18 protein-coding genes are annotated in these 19,822 nt (G+C 49.0%); 14 read left to right on the top strand and 4 right to left on the bottom strand.

The window, feature by feature from the left end; all coding sequences use genetic code 11:
• Positions 1 to 29 precede the first annotated feature (29 nt).
• The gene (locus EL645_RS33835; RefSeq protein WP_281276487.1) at positions 30 to 314 is read right to left on the bottom strand and encodes a Dabb family protein; all 285 of its coding nucleotides are present in this window, start codon (positions 312 to 314) and stop codon (positions 30 to 32) included.
• Positions 315 to 351: 37 nt separating this feature from the next.
• Positions 352 to 1,530 carry a helix-turn-helix domain-containing protein gene (locus EL645_RS33830; RefSeq protein WP_126556857.1) on the bottom strand — a complete coding sequence of 393 codons (1,179 nt, stop codon included), beginning with the start codon at positions 1,528 to 1,530 and terminating at the stop codon, positions 352 to 354.
• Between the two features lie 300 nt (positions 1,531 to 1,830).
• Between EL645_RS33830 and EL645_RS33825 the strand changes: the two genes are divergently transcribed.
• The 3 genes from EL645_RS33825 (at position 1,831) to EL645_RS33815 (ending at position 5,232) form a co-directional block, all read left to right on the top strand.
• Positions 1,831 to 2,292 (top strand): hypothetical protein, encoded by a 462-nt coding sequence (locus EL645_RS33825; RefSeq protein WP_126556856.1) that lies wholly within the window; start codon positions 1,831 to 1,833, stop codon positions 2,290 to 2,292.
• 155 nt (positions 2,293 to 2,447) lie between these two features.
• Positions 2,448 to 3,347, top strand: a complete 900-nt coding sequence (locus EL645_RS33820) for an NAD(P)/FAD-dependent oxidoreductase (protein ID WP_218032178.1) — start codon at positions 2,448 to 2,450, stop codon at positions 3,345 to 3,347.
• A gap of 532 nt (positions 3,348 to 3,879) precedes the next feature.
• Entirely contained in the window at positions 3,880 to 5,232 is a 1,353-nt protein-coding gene (locus EL645_RS33815; protein WP_246035663.1) for a GNAT family N-acetyltransferase, read from the top strand.
• A gap of 66 nt (positions 5,233 to 5,298) precedes the next feature.
• Here the strand turns inward: EL645_RS33815 and EL645_RS33810 are convergent, their stop codons facing one another.
• Complete coding sequence (locus tag EL645_RS33810; RefSeq protein ID WP_126556855.1) at positions 5,299 to 6,327, bottom strand: LacI family DNA-binding transcriptional regulator; 1,029 nt, start codon at positions 6,325 to 6,327, stop codon at positions 5,299 to 5,301.
• Positions 6,328 to 6,567: 240 nt separating this feature from the next.
• On the opposite strand from EL645_RS33810, the gene EL645_RS41760 reads away from it, so the two are divergent.
• The 6 genes from EL645_RS41760 to EL645_RS33790 all read left to right on the top strand — a co-directional run bounded on the left by EL645_RS41760 (position 6,568) and on the right by EL645_RS33790 (position 14,936).
• Positions 6,568 to 7,419: an HPr family phosphocarrier protein gene (locus EL645_RS41760; RefSeq protein WP_218032177.1), complete on the top strand. Its 852-nt coding sequence runs from the start codon at positions 6,568 to 6,570 to the stop codon at positions 7,417 to 7,419.
• On the top strand, positions 7,416 to 8,405 hold the full coding sequence (locus EL645_RS41755; RefSeq protein ID WP_218032176.1) for a putative PEP-binding protein: 990 nt from the start codon (positions 7,416 to 7,418) through the stop codon (positions 8,403 to 8,405). The genes EL645_RS41760 and EL645_RS41755 overlap by 4 nt, the downstream gene beginning before the upstream one ends.
• Positions 8,365 to 9,036, top strand: a complete 672-nt coding sequence (locus EL645_RS41750; protein WP_218032175.1) for a putative PEP-binding protein — start codon at positions 8,365 to 8,367, stop codon at positions 9,034 to 9,036. Before EL645_RS41755 ends, EL645_RS41750 begins: the two co-directional genes overlap by 41 nt.
• A complete protein-coding gene (gene pfkB / locus EL645_RS33800) occupies positions 9,033 to 9,995 on the top strand; it encodes a 1-phosphofructokinase (RefSeq protein ID WP_126556854.1) in 963 nt (320 codons plus the stop codon). The genes EL645_RS41750 and pfkB overlap by 4 nt, the downstream gene beginning before the upstream one ends.
• Before the next feature lie 104 nt (positions 9,996 to 10,099).
• Positions 10,100 to 11,908 (top strand): PTS fructose-like transporter subunit IIB, encoded by a 1,809-nt coding sequence (locus tag EL645_RS33795; RefSeq protein WP_126556853.1) that lies wholly within the window; start codon positions 10,100 to 10,102, stop codon positions 11,906 to 11,908.
• Positions 11,909 to 12,149: 241 nt separating this feature from the next.
• Positions 12,150 to 14,936: an ABC transporter substrate-binding protein gene (locus EL645_RS33790; RefSeq protein WP_246035744.1), complete on the top strand. Its 2,787-nt coding sequence runs from the start codon at positions 12,150 to 12,152 to the stop codon at positions 14,934 to 14,936.
• A gap of 16 nt (positions 14,937 to 14,952) precedes the next feature.
• Here the strand turns inward: EL645_RS33790 and EL645_RS33785 are convergent, their stop codons facing one another.
• Positions 14,953 to 15,717 (bottom strand): HAD-IIA family hydrolase, encoded by a 765-nt coding sequence (locus tag EL645_RS33785; RefSeq protein WP_126556851.1) that lies wholly within the window; start codon positions 15,715 to 15,717, stop codon positions 14,953 to 14,955.
• A 419-nt stretch (positions 15,718 to 16,136) separates the two neighbouring features.
• Between EL645_RS33785 and EL645_RS33780 the strand changes: the two genes are divergently transcribed.
• The 5 genes from EL645_RS33780 to EL645_RS33765 all read left to right on the top strand — a co-directional run bounded on the left by EL645_RS33780 (position 16,137) and on the right by EL645_RS33765 (position 19,758).
• Positions 16,137 to 16,523: a MerR family transcriptional regulator gene (locus tag EL645_RS33780; RefSeq protein ID WP_126556850.1), complete on the top strand. Its 387-nt coding sequence runs from the start codon at positions 16,137 to 16,139 to the stop codon at positions 16,521 to 16,523.
• Positions 16,524 to 16,597: 74 nt separating this feature from the next.
• The gene (locus tag EL645_RS33775) at positions 16,598 to 17,431 is read left to right on the top strand and encodes an NAD(P)-dependent oxidoreductase (protein ID WP_126556849.1); all 834 of its coding nucleotides are present in this window, start codon (positions 16,598 to 16,600) and stop codon (positions 17,429 to 17,431) included.
• A 145-nt stretch (positions 17,432 to 17,576) separates the two neighbouring features.
• Positions 17,577 to 17,771: a MazG nucleotide pyrophosphohydrolase domain-containing protein gene (locus EL645_RS33770; protein WP_126556848.1), complete on the top strand. Its 195-nt coding sequence runs from the start codon at positions 17,577 to 17,579 to the stop codon at positions 17,769 to 17,771.
• A 3-nt stretch (positions 17,772 to 17,774) separates the two neighbouring features.
• Positions 17,775 to 17,900, top strand: coding sequence for a nucleoside triphosphate pyrophosphohydrolase family protein (locus EL645_RS44735; protein ID WP_281276447.1), 126 nt, complete (start codon positions 17,775 to 17,777; stop codon positions 17,898 to 17,900).
• A gap of 238 nt (positions 17,901 to 18,138) precedes the next feature.
• Positions 18,139 to 19,758, top strand: a complete 1,620-nt coding sequence (locus EL645_RS33765; RefSeq protein WP_126556847.1) for a restriction endonuclease — start codon at positions 18,139 to 18,141, stop codon at positions 19,756 to 19,758.
• The last annotated feature ends 64 nt before the right edge of the window (positions 19,759 to 19,822 follow it).

The following is a 19,822-nucleotide window of genomic DNA, read 5'->3' as shown; positions in this document are numbered from 1 at the left end:
CCCCTCCTGCACCTCCCCGCTTTATTTGTTTAATCAGGGAGATCAAAATTCAGCAGATGGACTGAGAGGCGCCGCAGCTCAGCACCCACCGCGCGATGGTCTGGATGCGGAAAGTAGGCTTTCAAGTGCTCCTCATCGATAAAGATCATAATAAAGCCATAGCTATATCCCTGGTTATTCAGATTGGTATTTTCACCTGCTCGAATATCCACGATGCCAGGAATCTTGTACTTGAGCGCTTTAACCTGCTCAATAGCTGCATGTAGCTCCTCTACCGTTGCTTCTGGTTTTGGCTGGAGAAAAACGGAATGGATAACGATGATGATGCTCCTTTTCTAAATAACGCCATACTCAGAGCGTCATTTTTTGTAGCGTCTCAAAAATCATTCCTCGCAATTCTTGCATTCTTCGATCTTTGCCAATCGCAGTAGTACCCAGGCGATCAGACATCTGCTGTAAGCGTATGACATAACGGGTAGATTGGCAAATTTCTGCGGACCTTAAGCCATCTAAGGCATAATCTATACCAGTATCGATATCCCCAACATAACAATATGCCTGGGCCTTGATAATACTGTACGAACATTGATCTCGTACCGATCTAAAAGGGCGCAGCATATCAGTCATCGGATAAATCTCTAAGGCTTTTTCTGGTTGCCAGAGCTGGGTGTAGCCCTGTGCCCTAACCTGCAGTACATCTACCTTATCAAATTCCTGGCTGACCGCGTCGAGATCGACATCGATATCTTCAGCAATCTCGGTGGCATGGTCGATAGCACGTAAGAAGCCCTGCTCATGTCCATAGACGAAGTGATTAATAGCATATGCCTTCCACAACACTCCCTGAAGGTATTTAGAGATCGGATATTGTTGCGCTTGCTTTTCCGCGGCCTCCATACGTCTGAAAGAAGCTTCCCACCAGCTGCGACGGCGAAACATTTCAGCCTGATTGATCAGAGCAAGAGTCTTTAATTCAGGATCGCCCAACTCTTCAGCAATATCATACATCACTTGAAAATGCGAGAGCGCCTCTTGAGTCGCGGTACGCTCAATCGAGCATCTTCCCAACATCTCATGGGTGTGGGCCAGCATGCGCAACGTTGGTCGGGTAAATTGTCCCCTGTACAAGCTGAGGGCATCATCCAGGCGTTGAGCCAAAGCCCGTAAACTTCCTTCCACATCTACCACCATACCACCGTTGCTCTCCCAGAGCAGGCGTGACATCTTTACCGTATTCTGAGCAGGCTCAATCAACGCCTGTAGCAACAGATCATCCCCCTCAGATAATGAAGACGTCTTCAGCTTGCGGAACGGCATAGACTTACCAGCTGAAGCTAATCTCTCCTCGGGAATACCCAGAATATCGGCCAGTCGCGAAACCTGCTCCTGCTTATCCAATTTCCGTTTGCCACGTTCAATCTGAGAAACGTATTCGCGCGAAAATCCCCAGCGATCGGCTAACTCTTCTTGCTTCCAACCACGCTGCAGCCGATACATCCGCACTAACTTCCCAAAAGCATTTTCATCCATAGAAACCTCATGCTAACCTGATCGTTACATTGTGTTACATACGTGTAACACCCTGTTCCTTGCTATTGTCATAAATGAACGCTACACTTCCTGAATATTCATCTGTAGCTATTAAAATATGATGAATATTTCACGTAAGCTGCCTACCATAAGTGCTGATACAAATCTCATCATTAGGAAAACATGCCACTAACATTTAGAAACAAATATAGGACGCATTTATAAATTATAATAGGTAGTTTATAGCCTAAAATGCTACAGATAATCCGAGTCAATTGGAAGTTCAGAGAGGAAGAAAAAATGACAACACGGAAAAAGGTCAAGCCTACGCTGGCTCAGGTACGTGGCAAATACTTCTTTGACATTGCAGCACTAGCAACAAGCGCAGAGGTAGGACCAATAGTTATCTATCATGCCTTAACCCGCCAACCAATCATCAAGAGCAATGCGGAAAAAATTTTGCAGGCCCTGACCGAGCTTTATCAGTCTCAGGGCCAAATTTTTACCCTGGAGAATGTCGATATTGTGCTGACCGAAGAGGCACTCGTTTTATGGATTATTCGGGCTACCCATCAACAATCTACTGAACAAGGAACGCTGGTCGATGAATATTATTTCGTCTACGCCCGTAATCAGGAACATGCCGAAACATTAAGCCGTAACTGGTTAGAGCAATTTTCCCCCCTCGTCGGAAGTTCCTTTACAGCCCGTCCCGAGGGTCTGCAAATCGGCCATATTCAGGTACCAGGTTATCTCAACTAAGCAGCAGGCTCAAACACTAACCTATATTCACAACATGTATTTGGCGGCTTCAATACAATATAGATAAAGGGATAGGAAAATAATAAACGTATATACTGTGAAATATTCATCACATGCAATATATTCCTATCTACAAAAAGATGGAGGCCTCATACATGCTTGATGTAATTATTGTTGGTGCTGGTCCTGCTGGCATGAGTGCTGCTCTAATGTTGGGACGTAGTCGTCGATCCGTCCTTATTTGTGATAATGCGCAGCCTCGCAATGCCGTCTCCCACGCGATGCATGGATTTCTAACGCGCGATGGCATGGCACCCACTGAATTTCGGCGTCTTGGTAGAGAACAATTACAGCAGTACCCAAACATAGAATTCCGCGTAACAACAGTGCTGGATGCCAAACGAGAACAGAATCTTTTTACAGTTACCCTCTCAGATGAATCAGTGCACACAGCGCGTACCCTGCTCCTGGCAACAGGTATGAAGGATGTTCTTCCTCCCATTGAGGGGTTTCAGCGCTACTATGGCGCGGGCGTCTTTTCCTGTCCTTACTGCGATGGCTGGGAGGTACGCGATCAGCCACTGGCTGTCCTTGGCAATGGACCCGCGGGCGAGGCTCTAGCGCTACAATTGCTACAATGGAGCCGGGATATCGTAGTATGCACGAATGGCCCCAGCCAGATTGATGCCAGGGAACAGGCATTTCTAAACCACCACGAAATAAAGATTTACGAAGATCCGATTACACGACTAGAAGGCACTGAACAGCAGTTTGAAAGAATTGTCTTCGCCAATGGTTCAGTATTGCCGCGTAAGGCGCTTTTCTTGCAGACCAAACACCTGAGGCGCCTGGAACTACTTGATATGCTCAACTGCCCCATGCCAGAACGATATCAAGAACCCATCGCTCCAGGCATCTACCTGGCGGGAGATGTCTATCAAACACGCTGGGTGAGCGGGGCCGTGGCCGATGGGGCCGAGATCGGCGTCATGATCAATAAAGAGCTACAAAAAGAAGATTTGACCCGTAGCTATCGCTCCTTGAAAGAAGTCTAGCGTTTCCATCTCATCCCAGGAACCGACCTCACATACTGCCATAGAATTTTTTTATGTTTTATGCGCAGTATCTTTTTTTATATTATTTCTGTGCTGAAAAGCCATAACTTGACAAAGGCCAATCTATCCACTATAGTTGTAGTGGTTGTGCTAACGTCTTTACACATGATCTACAGAAAGGAGGGCAAGTGATGAAACAGAACACAAATTTATTGTGGCTACTGTCTGGTCCGGGCCTTCCTGAGATAATCGTGTCCACGCACAACGCTTCAATCACCCCAGTTGACACAGTTCTCCGGACCATAGGGGCAGTCTGCCCACTTTCGGATACATGTGCAGCTTACTCTTCTTCTACCTGGTATTGTAGGTAGCGAACACATCCTCCGACCGTGGGCACCAGCGCGAGGCGCACCCACGGCTTTTTGTTATCTGGCACAAATCCATGGGTTGCAATTCCTGGCCCTACTTCTCAGCAGTATGTTTTCGCTTGAAAATGACTTTGACTAGTTTCATAGAAATGAGGAAGGCAACCATGTCGATTACCATCGATATCGCAGCAGCTGACTATATACGCGATCTAGGCGACGGCCTGATAGCACGCTGGTCAACAGCAGCCGATACCGAAAATATTGCCCAGGCCGCCGGGCTAGTTTTTCGTGACAAAGAGGAAGATCCTTTGAATGAGAGGCTGGTCAATGCGGTTAAAGTATTTATGAGCGGTCAGATACCCATTATGGGACCTGGCGACTATGCGATTGTCGAGGACCGCAATAAAGAGGGTAATCCGGTCATTGCAGGCATCTGCCTGCAGCGTATGGAATGGTACTACGAGGATATCCCTTTCAAAATGGGACGCCCCGAAGTTGTGTTTAGCGATCCAGCCTATCGCAATCGTGGCCTGATTCGTATCCTGTTCGAATTCGTCCATGCTCGCAGCGCAGCCGAGGGCCGACTACTGGATGCCATCACCGGCATCTACTACTTTTACCGCCAGTTTGGCTATGAATACGCCCTGGATCTGGATAGTGGGAAAGGCGTCTATCTACCTTCGATCCCCAAAGCCAAAGAAGGCGAGGCCGAGCTCTACACCCTGCGCGAAGCAACCGGAGAAGATCTTCCACTGTTGCAAGCGATCTATGAGCAGCGCGATCGGTCTACATCCGCAGTATCAACACATATTGATCAGGGCTATATGCGTTGGTTAGTGGAAGGACCCGACCATAGCGCATCTTCATCGACTCGGGTTATAGTTGATGCACAGGGACAGATACAGGGCTGGTTCTCAACCTTATCCACGCGTGGTGGCCGTGGCGTGAATGTCTGGAACCTGTATACCAGACCGCATCTCAATCTGCAGGCGATGCTGCCAGTCCTTTTACGAGCCCTGCAAGCCTACGGTCAGCAGCTACCAACTAGAAAACCTGACACGGAGGCTTTCAGCGAGATCAGATTTTATCTGGGGCAGAAACATCCAGTTTATGAGGCGCTGGGCAGCCTGGCGACCATCACTATACCAGCTTATGCCTGGTACATTCGTATCGCGGATCTACCGCGCTTTATACGCCATATCGCGCCCGCATTGGAAAAACGCTTACTTAACTCGCCCGTAGAAGGATTTACGGGTGAGCTAAAACTGGATTTCTATCGTGGGGGCTTGCGCCTGGACTTTAAAGAGGGGCGTCTGGTGACAGTTGAAAACTGGCGTTCAACCGTCCTGAATTATAATGCCGATGGTGGCTTCCCACCATTAGTCTTTTTTAAGGCCCTGCTCGGCTATCGCAGTCTGGCAGAACTGCGCCAGTCCTATCCCGATGCCTGGGTCAATAACGAGGTTCTCTTCAACACGTTATTCCCGGCCAAACCATCCTGGGCGTTTCCCCTATAAGTTCTTTAACGAGAGCATTGGATAGGCGTGGGACAGTATCGAAGTCAGTGGCTAACTTATGCAAGCTTAGCCGCTGGCTTCGACTGACTTTATAACTCTATCGTGTAGCGGGACGCTGGACTCTCGTACATTTAGTTGCCCGCGCAGAATGATCTGGCGCGCAGGACGCGCGGGCTCAGCAATGCGCTGCAGCAGCAACTCAGCAGCAGTCTTGCCAATCTCATAGGTAGGCTGGGCAATAATCGTGATCGAGGGCTGCACTAATATGGTCCAGGGGGTCTCATCAAAACCCACCAGCGCGATATCTTCGGGTATCGAAAGATTGGCGGAACGGATTGCCTGCAAGGCACCTTCCATCGTCAGACTATTGCTAGTCAATAAGGCATCGGGAGGATTGGGCAAATTCAACAGGGCGGTCGCAGCCATATAACCAGCCTCCACTCGTGGCTGTGTGTGTCTGATATACTCAGGCAACACAGGCAAGCCATGCTCCTGCAAGGCCTGCTCATATCCCTGCTGCCGCTGCAATCCAGTAGAACTGGTTTCACCGAAGATGGCCCCGATCTTCTCAAAACCATTCTGGATTAAGTGGGTCGTCAAGCGCCAGGCCGCCTCCACATTATCCAGCAATACGGTGTCGGCCTCAAAATCAGCAATAGTACGATCCACAATAACTATAGGAAAATCGAGGCTCTGTTGAGAGAGTTTGGCGGCGGTCTGGAGCGTAGGAGAAAAAATCACGCCCGCCACATTGGTATCCCGCATCAATTGCAGATAGATAGCTTCTTTATTGGCATCCTCATCGGTATTACAGAGCAGAACCGTAAAACCTTGCGCATAAGCAAGATCCTCAACCGCCCGGCTGATCGAAGTAAAGAAAGGATTACGAATATCGGATACGATCAAACCAATAGTATTTGATTGCTGAGAACGCAGGCTGCGCGCCACCAGATTGGGCCGATATTGTAGTTTTTCAACCGCCGCCATCACCCGCTGGCGCACTTCAGGGCGCACATGCTGCCCATTTGACAACACCCGCGAGACCGTGGCAGTAGAAACACCAGCAGCCTCAGCAACTTCTTTAATACTCGCCATTGCCCACTCCCTCAAATCGATCAAAAGAATTTAATTTGAGCCACGATTTGTAATCGATTGCAAATATTATACCATAATCAAAAACAAATTAAGCCAAATTAGCCCGAAAATTCCTTGACAAAAGCCATTGTAATCGATTACAATTTCTTCATCGATGTAATCGATTACAAGAGTCGAAGGTCGGTCATTGTTGACCATCTTAGCGAGACCATTCAGTTATAGGACTCTGGGAGAGCTAGCATGATTGAGATCAATGAGCAACAGATCAGCTTGCATGCCAGTCCGCGTGACAAGCAAGAGGCAATCAATCTTGTAGGACAGCTTCTTATCAATAGCGGCAATATCTTTCCCGACTATGTCGCAAGTATGAAAAAACGTGAAGAGGTTGCCAATACCTATCTGGGAAATGGTATCGCTATTCCTCATGGTTTAAATGAGCATCGTGACTTTATCCAGCGCACCGGGGTTGCCGTGCTTCAAGTTCCAGCAGGCGTGACCTGGAATCCAGGTGAAACTGCTCGTTTGGTTGTGGGAATCGCGGCCAAATCAGATGAACATATTGAAGTGCTACGCCGCCTGACGCGTGTGCTGAGTGATGAGAAACAGGTCGCGCTCCTGGCTCAGACCACTAATCCTCAAGATATAATTCAAGCTTTGACTGGCGAGCGGGCCACCGAGTCCACCAGCGCCACCAGCACGCCAGAAGACTATGAGCAATTCTTTGATGCTATAGTAAGCAATAAGACCGGCTTACATGCACGTCCAGCCGCCATGTTTGTTAATCTGGCAAAGCGCTTTAAGGCCGATATTCGGGTCCGCAACGGGGAACGTGTCGGCGACGGCAAGCGCCTGCTTTCGCTGCTCCAGCTAGGTGTTGAACATGGGATGCAGATCCGTGTTTCAGCCCAGGGGGCCGATGCCAGGACAGCCTTGCAATCACTCCAGGAAGCCCTTGAGCAGAATCTAGGCGAAGAAGAAGCTGAGGCCCAGCCCACTACTCAGCCCGATGCCCAGGCAGCCTGGACGCCTCAAACTGCCAATGCCACCTTCAGCGGTATCTCCGCAGCCCCGGCATCGCGTTTGGACCAGTGAAGACATATGTCCATCGCGTTGCTAATATCGCTGACTCTGCTGGTGATCCAATTGAAGAAGGCGAAAAATTTCAGCAGGCATTGGATGTAGCACAGCAGGAGCTTGAACAGCTACACGCGGATGTAAGCGCCCGCTCAGGAGCCAGCCAGGCCGCAATATTTGAAGCCCACCGTGAATTCCTCGCCGATGCAAACATCATTCAACAAACTATCGCCCTGGTCTATCAAGGCCATAGTGCCGCCTGGTCGTGGCAACAGGTTATTCAGGAGCGCGTCGATGCGCTGCAGCAATTGAGCGATCCGGTGCTGGCTGGACGTGCCGCCGACCTTAGAGATGTCGGGCAACGCGTGCAACAGCAGTTATCAGGAACGGGACCCCAAAAGCTCCAGCTCGATGGCACCCCGGTTATCCTGATCGCAGACGACCTGGCTCCATCGGATACCGCGACACTTGATCCTCAGGCAGTGCTCGGCTTCTGTACGGCCAGTGGTGGTCCTACCTCGCACACAGCGATTATCGCTCGTTCGCTTGGTATACCGGCTATTGTAGGTGCTGGCAAAGAGATCTTGAATATCGCCAATGGAAACGCCTGTATTCTCAATGGTTCCGCTGGCAAACTTTATCTACAACCTGGTGACGCTGATATCCAACGAGTTCGGGAACTGCAGACACAAGCACAACAAAAAGAAGAACTGGCGCGCACAGAGCGCTTTGCGCCTGCGATTACTACCGATCAACATCGGGTGGAGGTAGCGGCAAATATTGGCAATGTGCGGGATGCGCAGAAAGCAGCCGAGGCGGGAGCTGAAGGGGTTGGACTATTACGTACCGAATTCCTTTACCTTGAGCGTGATAGCGCCCCAAGCGAAGACGAGCAATTTGCGGTCTACCGCGAAATCCTACAGACAATGCAGGGGCAGCAAGTTATTATTCGTACCCTGGACATTGGCGGCGATAAAAGAGGTCAGCTATCTACGTCTACCTAAAGAAGACAATCCTTTCCTGGGTATTCGTGGTGTGCGGCTCTGTTTTGAGCATCCCGAACTCTTTATTCCTCAACTACGTGCCATCTATCGCGCCGCCGCTTACGGCTCGGCTAGCATTATGTTTCCCATGATAGCAACCATGGAAGATTGGGAGAAAGCCTTTGCGATCACCGAGCAGGTACGGCAAGAACTCGACGCTCCAGCTATACCAATCGGGATTATGGTCGAAGTGCCATCAGCGGTCATGCTGGCCCGGCACCTGGCACGAGAAATCGCTTTCTTCTCCATCGGAACCAATGATCTGACGCAATATGTAATGGCGATGGATCGTGGACATCCACAGCTGGCTAAGCAAGCTGATAGCCTGCATCCAGCCGTCTTACAAATGGTCTCACAAACGGTACAGGCAGCCAGTCAAGAGGGCAAATGGGTCGGCGTATGCGGCGGCCTGGCCTCAGATAATCTGGGAGCGAGCATCTTAACCGGCCTGGGAGTTAAAGAATTGAGTGTCAGCATTCCCAGTATCGCGTCAATTAAGGCCCATATCCGTAGCTCATCTTTACAAGCAATGCAGGATCTTGCCCGGCGGGCCCTACAATGTCGCACCAGCAGCGAGGTACGCAGTCTATGAGTAAAATTGCTACAATCACGCTCAATCCAGCTATTGATTTAACGGTACGGGCAGACCATTTTCAGACCAATACCGTTAATCGTGGGCAGGAGATGCAATTAGATGCTGGCGGTAAAGGGGTCAATGTCGCCTCATTTCTAGCTGATTATGGTCATGCCAGCGCGGTGACGGGCTTTCTGGGCCGCGACAATGCGGCCATCTTTGAGCAGCTCTTTGCGCAGAAACGGATCGAAGATGCCTTCATCCGCTTGCCAGGTCAGACGCGCACCGGTATTAAAGTGATCGATGAGGCTCAGCAACAGACAACCGATATCAATATGCCGGGTCTTCAGCCCTCGGCAAGCGAGATTGAGCAGCTCCATACTCGGATTCAGCAGCTGGCCAAAACCTGCGATTGGTTTGTGCTGGCTGGCCATCTCCCACCCGGAGTGCCCATTACTTTCTATGCAACGGTCATTGAGCAGTTAAAACAACAGGGCAAAAATATCGTGTTGGATTCCAGCCAGGCAGCCCTACGCGCAGGCGTACAGGTAGGGCCAACGATTATCAAGCCCAATATTGATGAGCTTCAACAGCTGGTAGAGCGCCCTTTGCATGATGAACTAAGTATTGAACAAGGAGCCAGGCAACTATTACGAGATACCACACAGTTAGTGGTTGTTTCGATGGGAGAGCATGGTGCCATGTTTGTCGATCAACATACTACCCTGATCGCGGAGCCACTAGCGGTGAACGTGAAAAGTACTGTTGGAGCGGGCGATGCCATGGTAGCGGGCTTAATTGCGGGCCTGAGCGAAGGCTTGCCGTTGACCGAGTGTGCCCGACTGGCAACCGCCTTTTCGGCGGGCACGATCACGCGGATTGGTCCGCATCTACCTGCTCAACACATTCTTAGAGAGTATGCACAACAGGTGCAAGTTCGCACCCTCCAACCAACCTTCGGCGTCGTAGGTGAGTAACCGCTAACACAATATCTCAATACGCTTAAGCAACGCTTTGGATAGAGATTGTATTTAATATATGCAGAGAAGCATGGTCTTATCCCGTGCGAAGGAGTATCACTATGGCAAAGATTGTGGCTATCACATCTTGTCCCACAGGCATTGCCCATACTTTTATGGCCGCCGAAGCACTGCAGCGTGGCGCGGAGGCCCTCGGGCACACAATTAAAGTGGAGACACAGGGCTCGGTCGGTGCCCAAAACACGCTGACAGGGTCAGACATCCAGTCCGCCGATGTCGTTATTATTGCCGCTGATGCAAAGGTGGATCAGAGCCGCTTTGCAGGGAAATCAATTTATGAAACCACGACCAACAAAGCGATTCGCCAGAGTCAGCAAGTGGTTGAAACGGCCCTGGCCCAACAACCTGCCGCCGCAGCGGTGGCTCAGCCCACGGCCGCGCAACCCATCGAGCAGGCTCGCATCGTAGCCATTACCTCGTGTCCGACAGGTATTGCCCATACTTTTATGGCCGCCGAGGCATTGGAACGGGCAGCGGAAACGCTGGGACACCAGATTAAAGTGGAGACGCAGGGTTCGGTCGGTGCCCAGAACACGCTAACGCCAGATGATATTCGCAAGGCGAACGTGGTGGTCATCGCCGCCGATGCCAAAGTAGACAAAGGCCGCTTTGCGGGCAAAACAGTCTATGAAACCTCCACCCATGATGCCTTGCAAAACGGACCCGGCCTCATTAAAGCAGCCCTGGCCCAGGCCGCCAGTGGTCCCCAGACCAGTGCTGCAGCTGCCAGCGCACCCCAGCAAGACTATCTTTCACAGATCCAGGACGCTAAAAGCAAAAGATCTGCCGCCAGTTCAGGTATCTATAAACATTTGATGACCGGTGTCTCATATATGCTGCCCTTTGTGGTAGCGGGTGGACTGCTGATCGCACTTTCCTTCGCCATTGGTGGCATAGATGCCGCCAAATATACAGGCACCCTGGGCTGGGCACTAAACCAGATCGGTGGGGGTACCGGCGCATTCAGTCTGATCGTTCCCATTCTGGCCGGCTATATCGCCTACTCGATCGCAGATCGACCTGGTCTGGCTCCTGGTATGATTGGCGGTGTGCTCTCCAACTCGATTGGCGCGGGCTTCTTAGGTGGCCTCATCGCAGGCTTCCTGGCCGGCTATATCACCTTGTATCTCAACAAATGGATCAATCTACCCAAAAATCTGGCTGGCTTAAAACCAGTTCTGGTGTTACCTTTGATCAGCACCGGCATTGTCGGCCTGTTGATGGTCTTTGTGATTGGCACGCCGGTTAGCTTTATACTTACAGCCCTCACCAACTGGTTGCGAACAATGCAGGGTACCAACGCCTTACTGCTGGGACTCCTGCTCGGTGGCATGATGGCTATCGATATGGGTGGACCAATCAATAAATCTGCCTATACATTCTCAGTCGGACTCCTGAGCAGCCATGTAGATGCCCCTATGGCGGCCGTGATGGCGGCTGGCATGACCCCACCTCTTGGACTGGCACTGGCAACCTATCTGTTCAAAAATCGCTTTACCGTTGAAGAGCGAGACGCCGGCAAGGCGGCGGCAGTCCTGGGCATAGCCTTCATTACCGAAGGAGCGATCCCTTTTGCCGCCCGTGATCCTTTCCGTGTTATCCCAGCAACCATGATTGGGTCAGCCATCGCGGGAGCCCTCTCAATGCTCTTTGCCTGCAATTTACAGGTCCCACACGGCGGCATCTTCGTCCTCTTTATCCCAGGTGCAGTCACCAATCTACTGCCCTATCTCATCGCCATTGTTGCAGGAACAGCGGTTACGACAGGCATACTCTTTTTCACCAAGCGCCCGCTGGCCAGTAATAACCCTGCTGTTGTGGCCGAAGCCCAGTTGGCGCAAGCCTCGTAGTAACTTCAGCCAGTAAAGCCTGACTCTTTCTCACTGAATTGTGGAAGGAGTCAGGCTTTTTCGTGCTAAACCGCCAATCCTGAGGGATAAAATAGTCAACAACGAACGTCTAATTAATAAAGGCCTTTTTTACCCTACATTTATGAATATGATTTTATGCTAATGCTGTTACCCGCCTGGGCATCCTGTGATAAGCGCAAATGAGAAAAATGAAGAGCGAGGAATACATCCATTGAAATTCATGAATGTGCTCTACTGTGCGATCTGTGGAGCTGCCAATACCGAGACAGATACTATCTGCTTTGCCTGCGGAAATGCGTTGCTGCATAGTCAGGATTTTGATGAGCCGACACAGATGCAAACCATCACAATCCTTGAGGGTCGCTATCGCCTGATTGATCGCGTAGGTAAGGGCGGCTTTGCCACTGTCTATAAAGCTGAAGATCTACACACCAAACGCATCGTGGCGATCAAGGAAATCACACTTAAAAAGTTGAAGCCACAAGAGATTATCGATGCCACCGATACCTATCATCGTGAAATACGCTTTGGCACCTTACTCAAGCATCCTTCGTTACCGGAAGTATACGCTAATTTTATGGACCCTGAGCACTGGTATATCGTGGCCGAGTTTATTGATGGCCAGACGCTGGAAGATTATCGCCAACAATTGCCCGCCGGTTTGCTCTCGCTACAAGAGGGACTCTCTATCGCCCTGCAGGTCTGCGATGTGCTCTCGTATCTGCACTCACGCCAGCCACCAATTATTTTTCGCGACATCAAACCAGATAATATTATGCGTACCAGGACAGGCCATATTTATTTGATCGATTTTGGGATCGCCCGCCAGTTCAGACCTGGCCAGCGGCGCGATACACAGACCCTTGGCTCGCCTGGCTATGCCGCACCCGAGCAATATGGTTCGGCCCAGACCACCGAGCGCTCTGATATCTATAGCCTGGGCGCTACACTGCAAGCACTACTCACCGGACAAGATCCTCTGGACGCGGATGTGGCAACGGCTCCAACGAAAAAGCCGGTGACACTACCAGCCGAGCTTTCTGCACTACTGGCCAATATGCTCGCTAAAGATCCCGCGCAACGTCCGACCTCCATCACTGAAGTCAAACGCCGCCTGGAAAAAATCAGCTCCACCGTAGGCGATACCTGGCTTACCGCCCAATCTCCGGTGATACCACCGCCACCTCCACCCCCACCGTCAACTCCATACTATGTGCCTTCCAATGCAGCAAATGTCAAAAATCCAGCTAGCCAACCCAAGAAACTTCCCGCCTGGCTAAAAGTAGTAGCGATAGCAACTATACTACTCCTCGTTACTGGCTTTGGGAATGTAGCGTTATCGACATTCCCCCATTTTTCACTCTGGCAGCATGTAGAGATTAATACTGGACCACCAGTTATGCTAGATAGAGTTCCTGCTGATCAGCAGGTGTTAAACATCGCCATGAATAGCGCAACACAAGAGCCATTGGACCCCGCAACAGTTCAATATACACAATCAATGCAGATAGTTAGTATGACTTCAGCCGGGCTGGTCTCATTCAACGATAGAATGGAAATCGTGCCTCAACTTGCGCAATCATGGGAAACCAGTTCCGATGGTTACACATGGACTTTTCATCTACGTCCCAACCTCAAATTTAGCGATGGCGCGTCCTTGACAGCCACAGATGTAGCCTATAGTCTGGATCGTGCCCTGGACCCGGCTCTAAAATATGGTACAGCGCCTTACAATCTACAATATATTCAGGGCGCAGACCAGCGTGTCTCAGGAAAGATCAAGACATTGATCGGGCAGAGCATTCTGACGCCCGACGACAATACGCTTGTCATCAAACTATCGAAAAACATTGCCTACTTCCTGGATACGCTGACCTGTCCCTGTGCATCGGTGGTGGAAAAATCGCTGATCGACAAATATAGTCAGAGCTTCACCGACCATTTGAGCGAAGGAGGTAGCTCTGGACCTTTCGAATTCTCTCCAGGGACAAAACAAAAAATAGAGCTCGTACCCAACCCTTTTTACTACGGCAGTAAACCAACACTCACTAAAATCTCGTTTACATCCTATGTCGATACTAATACTGCCTACGATTCTTACCGGGTAGCTCAGGTGGATTTTGTCGACAATATCCCAGCATCAATGATAGACAAGGTTGATCAGAACACAGATTTTCATCAATCACTACAACTATCAACCACTTATTATGCGATGAATTATCTGACCAAACCATTTGACAACATTAAAATTCGCCAGGCATTTGCACTGGCAATCAATAAAGATCTCATCAGCCAGAAGATTAGAAACAATACGGTCTTGCCTACTAACCACATCATACCGCAAGGGGACCCGAGCGCGAACACATCCCTATCAGGACCGGCGGGCGTCACAACCACGGCAGGCGATCCCGTACTGGCAAAAAAACTGCTACAAGAGGGTATGCAAGAAGAGGGCATTTCTTCGATGCAGGCATTTCCCAGTGTGACATTAACCTATTATAAAAGCTCATCAGTGGCAGTGCAAAATGAGATAACAGCCATGCAAGCGATGTGGAAAACAAATCTGGGCCTTAATATCAAACTACAAGCAATGCCTGCAAGTACTTTCTATAATAAGGTGAGTAATTCAAATGATGCCAGAAATATCCAGATGTGGCGCATAGGCTGGATTGCGGATTATCCAGATGCCAGCGATTGGACAACGCTCCAATTCGGTCAGGGTGCTGCCCAGAATACATATGCATATGGCCAGAATCAAAGTAAGGCTGCGGCACATCAACAGGAGATACAGAGATCGTTAGCCAGAGCTGATGTCACGCAAAATCAAGCGCAACGCATAAGTATGTACAGAAATGCGGAACAAGATCTTGTTAATGATGTAGCCTGGCTACCGCTTTATCAGTCCTATGATTACTATGTGGTCAAGGCAAAATTGCATGGTCTGAATGTAAACGCCATGGGCATGATTGCGCCAGAGGATTGGTCAAGTATCTATGTCACTCAATAAGCAGTGATGTTGAGGTTTAAACCTCAACATCAGCCACCGAGTTCAGGATCCAGGTGGGACGATAAGGGAAGCGCTCCACCTGTTCGCGCTTTGTGACGCCCGATAGCACCAGGATGGTTCGTAGCCCGCTTTCAGTGCCGGACACAATGTCGGTATCCATGCGATCTCCGATCATGGCCGATTCTTCTGAATGGGCATTTAACTTGCGCAGGGCCATGCGCATCATCAATGGATTAGGCTTGCCGACAAAATATGGCTTCACGCCGGTTGCGGCACTGATCAAAGCAGCGACTGCACCTGTCGCTGGCACAAAACCACCTTCACCAGGCCCCATCACATCTGGATTGGTAGCGATGAAGCGCGCACCATCATTGATAAAACGGCAGGCCTGAGAGATACGTTGAAAGCTATACATCGTAGTCTCGCCCACCACCACATATTCGGGCTCCTGGGTAGTCAAAATATAGCCAATATCATGGAGTGCCGTTGTTAAGCCAGATTCGCCAATAGTAAAGGCGCTACCACCTGGACGTTGGGAATGCAAAAACTGCGCCGTTGCTAAAGCGGAAGTAAAAATAGAATCAGCCGACACATTCAATCCCATATAAGAGAGTCGCATCTGAAGGTCACGAGGAGTGTACAGGGAATTATTCGTAAAGATTAAGAAAGGGATACCCTTGTCCTGTAATCTATGAATAAAATCAGCGGCGCCCGGAATCAGCGACGAGCCCCACAGAAGAACACCATCCATATCGATTAAATAATTTTTGACACCTTCCATTGCTTGCCTCCCGTTCTCTAAATCATGAGTCTCCCCATCTTTCCGGGGGAAAGTAGGAAAAAATAGTGAGAAAACAAACCATCAGCTTATCCTTCGTTAGATGTGGTAAGAAGAACAACCCCAGATCAAAACGAGAACAAGGATGCCGTCTCAGTATATTATAGCAGTTCAATCATGCGCAGAAGGTGAGCAACCGGAAGGGATCATCGTGCCATCCGATCTGCCAGAATTCAAGATACTCAACATCGTAATCGGCACCATCTTCGCATGCGGATTTTGTTGAGCAATGGTGTCTGAATTTCAGACGCGTTTTCTCCGCAAGGATGGAGGAGACCCTGGGCAGAAAGCCCCTTGACAATGCCTCGCTCAAGATATACCATATCAACATGACGTTAACGTAACATTTGAGGGGGTGAGCGATGAATGGCCGCATGCGCATAGGTGATTTGACGGAACGAGCAAAGGTAACTGCGCGCACCGTTCGCTATTACGAGAGCATTGGACTAATCCCTCCAGGTGAGCGTGAAGGCCACGGTCAGCACTATTACACCGAGGAGACGCTTGCCCGCCTGCGCAAAATTGACCAGCTAAAGAAGCTTGGACTCAGCCTGGATGAAATACGTGACGTTATCGACCTCTATTTTACCGACCCTGGTGGAATACAACCAAAACAGAAAGTTCTCGCCATCCTGCGTCAGCATCTGGCTGATGCAGACCGGAAGATCGGTGCGTTACAGCAATTTCGTGCTGACTTACAGGCCAATATCGAACGCTTCGAGCGCTGGCTTGAGAAAAGAGAACAGTAATCAGGCTTTTTTTTGCTCCAAACATAACGTTAACGTCATGTTTGGAGCTAACTCATTCAGGAGGATTGAGAAATATGAGTGAAACGATTGGATTTATTGGACTTGGCAATCTGGGTCTGCCACTGGCGAGCAATCTACTCAATGCCGGGTATGCTCTCCGGGTGTACAATCGCACGGCGAGCAAAGCGGAACCTCTGGTTGCTCAGGGTGCGCAACAAGTGAGCCGACCAGTTGACGCTGTGACGAGCGGAGGAATTGTTGTGACCAATTTGTGGGGTGATGCGTCTGTGGAAAGCATAGTTACGAGTGATGGTTTTTTAGAACAATTGGGATCAGGTGGTATCCATCTTGCGACGAGCACGATATCGCCTGCAATGGCAAAGAAGCTTGCGGCAATGCATGCACAACATGGCAGTGTCTATGTTGAGGCTCCCATCTTTGGAGGATCTGAGGCCGCTGTCGCCCAACAGCTCTGGATTCCTTTTGCAGGTCCACAAATAGCCAAAGAACGCGTCCGACCACTCCTGAGGGCGATAGGGGGACAGGGCATCGTTGATTTTGGCGAAGAGGTCGGCGCGGCAACGCTTGTCAAACTTGTGGGCAACTTCCTGATTGTTTCAGCAGGACAATCTCTGAGAGAAGCACTCTCGATAGCCGAGAACAATGGAGTTGATCCAAAAGCAGTACTCGATATGCTGACGACGGCACCCACGTTATTCCCCACTCCCATCTATCAGAGGCATGGCAAGAGGATTGTCGAGGACACCAAAGCCGCGCCTTTCAGGCAGAATAAGGTCCCGATGAAGGATGTTGATCTCTTCAAAACGACTGCACAACAGGTGGGATCATCCACACCCATTGCAAGTCTTTTGTCTGATCTCTTGAGAAGCGATGAAGCAAGAGTGTAGACTCTTCCTTCAGCCAATTCCCCGATTCTCTCAATGTATGAGAGAATCGAGGAATTACTTCTGGGTTATCCATTCGCGCCGTAAAACCCCTTTCAGAAGTTAGCTAAAGTTCGACAGTAAAACAAGAAAGGTAGAAGGAATCACTATGGACATTGCAACTTACACACAAGAGGTACATCGTACCTGTGATATAGAAGATCGTCGAGAGCTACTCATCCTGACCGCGCTGGGCATTGCTGGCGAATCGGGTGAAGTTGTCGATCTGCTGAAAAAAGTGCTCTATCATTCCCACGAACTGGACATCCCCAACCTCAAAAAAGAGCTCGGCGACCTGCTCTGATATATGACCCTGCTCTGCGAAACCGTCGGCCTGACCCTGGATGACGTTATGCAGGCCAACGTCGACAAGCTACGCCAACGCTATCCCGATGGCTTCGACGTCCAGCGTAGCCAATCCCGCCAGGAATAAAAAAGCCAGTAGCTTTTTCAAAACACACAACGTTTTTTGCAACAATTAGTAGACACTCCATGATATTTATCTCGTGCAGGGTGAGAAATCTTTCATGACTATCGATCGATTTCTTACCTTTTGGCCTTGTCAGCAAATATTCAATTTGTTATTATTGATTACACCACCTACACTTTTATATTTATTACCACTAAAATCATACAAATGTATCCATTCTAATTAAAGGAGTAATGAAGGGATGGCGAGGAAAAATAGTCTGATCAATACGAGGGCACGCATCCAAAAAGAGGCGGCTCGCAAACAGAAAGCCCAGCAACTGACACAGACACAAGCAGCGAAGGCAGCAGAAAAAGCGAGAAAAGCTTATGAAAATGCCCAAAAAGCAGATCAAAAAGAGCGAGCCAGACTTTATACCGAATCCAGAATAGCTCAGGTCAATCTCCAAAATGAGCAACTTGAACAAGTGATTGCAAGTTTTAATAATCTTCTAGCAGATGCGCTTAAAATTGATAGCTTTATTATGTGGGAAACATTGAAACAGCCATTAAACTTACCAACCTTTAACCCGGGCCAATTGGCGATTCCAGAACAGCCGCCGGTACCACAGAACTATCGTCCCCCTGAACTATCAGGGCTCCAAAAAATTTTTCCCGGAGCTAAAGAAAAGTATGCTCAGGAAGTCATCAAGGCACAAGAGTTATATAATAGGCATGTTTCAGAACATGCTGCCAGAGAACAAATGCGACAAAAAAAGTTGGCTGAGATGAGAAATGCCTTTGAACAACATTATAATGATGAGCTACAAAAAATAAAAAATCAACATACAGAAATAGATAATTTCCGACGCGATTTTGATGCACGTGTACCATCTGCAATAGTCAATTATTTTACAATGGTTTTGGCTACCAGTAATTATCCAGATAAATTTCCTCAACATGCAAAGGTAGCCTATGTCCCTGAGTCAACTCAATTAGTAGTTGAGTACGATTTCCCCAATTTTGAGATAATTCCTGAAGCTGGAATTTTTAAGTATGTAAAAACAAAGGACGAAATTACAAACACCATACGTCCTTTACCGCAAAGGAAAACTTTATACAATTCAATTATCGCTCAAACCACCCTTCGTACGCTCTATGAGTTATTTAAAGCCGATCGCGGGCATTGCGTTGATACTATTGTATTTAATGGTTACGTAGAGAGTATTAATAAAGGAACAGGGCTGCCTGTAAGAACATGCCTGACTACAGTCCGTACAAGCCATGATATATTTGACAGGTTAGATTTAAGCAAGGTAGATCCACAAGCATGTCTTCAAGTATTAAATGCGTCTATATCGAAGAGCCCTACAGAACTGGCTCCAGTGCGGCCAGTATTGGAATTCGATATGGTAGATCCCCGCTACATTGAAGAAATTGATGTACTATCAGGATTAGATCAAAGACCAAATCTCATGGAGTTGACTCCTAATGAGTTTGAATCATTGATCACAAATCTCTTCCAAAAAATGGGTTTGGAGACTCGCCAGACGCAGGCTTCGCGTGATGGAGGAGTAGATTGCGTTGCCTACGATCCTCGCCCAATTTTCGGCGGGAAAGTAGTTATTCAAGCGAAACGCTATAAAAACACAGTAGGTGTAAGTGCCGTTCGAGATCTTTACGGGACACTCCAGAATGAAGGAGCCTCGAAAGGAATTCTTGTAACAACCAGTGGTTATGGGAAAGCCTCTTTTGAGTTTGCAGAAGGAAAACCTATCGAATTATTAAGTGGTAGCAATTTGCTCTTCCTACTAGCAGAACATGCAAATGTCGAGGCAAAAATAGATATACCAGAGAACTGGAAAGATCCACAATACGATTAAGCAATATATCTTTCTCGGGGGTCAGGCTTTTCCATGCATTTGGGAAAGCCAATTTTATTGAGAA

This window comes from Dictyobacter kobayashii (assembly GCF_003967555.1).
GTDB lineage: Bacteria > Chloroflexota > Ktedonobacteria > Ktedonobacterales > Ktedonobacteraceae > Dictyobacter > Dictyobacter kobayashii.
Note: the sequence above shows the minus strand (reverse complement) of the source record. Positions and strands in the feature narration are given on the sequence as shown.

Coding starts and splice junctions, on each gene's coding strand:
- EL645_RS33810 (WP_126556855.1), bottom strand. CDS start 6,327: ATGGCGAGTATTAAAGAAGTTGCTGAGGCTGCTGGTGTTTCTACTGCC.
- EL645_RS33815 (WP_246035663.1), top strand. CDS start 3,880: ATGTCGATTACCATCGATATCGCAGCAGCTGACTATATACGCGATCTA.
- pfkB (WP_126556854.1), top strand. CDS start 9,033: ATGAGTAAAATTGCTACAATCACGCTCAATCCAGCTATTGATTTAACG.
- EL645_RS33820 (WP_218032178.1), top strand. CDS start 2,448: ATGCTTGATGTAATTATTGTTGGTGCTGGTCCTGCTGGCATGAGTGCT.
- EL645_RS44735 (WP_281276447.1), top strand. CDS start 17,775: ATGACCCTGCTCTGCGAAACCGTCGGCCTGACCCTGGATGACGTTATG.
- EL645_RS33775 (WP_126556849.1), top strand. CDS start 16,598: ATGAGTGAAACGATTGGATTTATTGGACTTGGCAATCTGGGTCTGCCA.
- EL645_RS33825 (WP_126556856.1), top strand. CDS start 1,831: ATGACAACACGGAAAAAGGTCAAGCCTACGCTGGCTCAGGTACGTGGC.
- EL645_RS33770 (WP_126556848.1), top strand. CDS start 17,577: ATGGACATTGCAACTTACACACAAGAGGTACATCGTACCTGTGATATA.
- EL645_RS33795 (WP_126556853.1), top strand. CDS start 10,100: ATGGCAAAGATTGTGGCTATCACATCTTGTCCCACAGGCATTGCCCAT.
- EL645_RS33765 (WP_126556847.1), top strand. CDS start 18,139: ATGGCGAGGAAAAATAGTCTGATCAATACGAGGGCACGCATCCAAAAA.
- EL645_RS33830 (WP_126556857.1), bottom strand. CDS start 1,530: ATGGATGAAAATGCTTTTGGGAAGTTAGTGCGGATGTATCGGCTGCAG.
- EL645_RS33790 (WP_246035744.1), top strand. CDS start 12,150: ATGAATGTGCTCTACTGTGCGATCTGTGGAGCTGCCAATACCGAGACA.
- EL645_RS41760 (WP_218032177.1), top strand. CDS start 6,568: ATGATTGAGATCAATGAGCAACAGATCAGCTTGCATGCCAGTCCGCGT.
- EL645_RS33780 (WP_126556850.1), top strand. CDS start 16,137: ATGAATGGCCGCATGCGCATAGGTGATTTGACGGAACGAGCAAAGGTA.
- EL645_RS33785 (WP_126556851.1), bottom strand. CDS start 15,717: ATGGAAGGTGTCAAAAATTATTTAATCGATATGGATGGTGTTCTTCTG.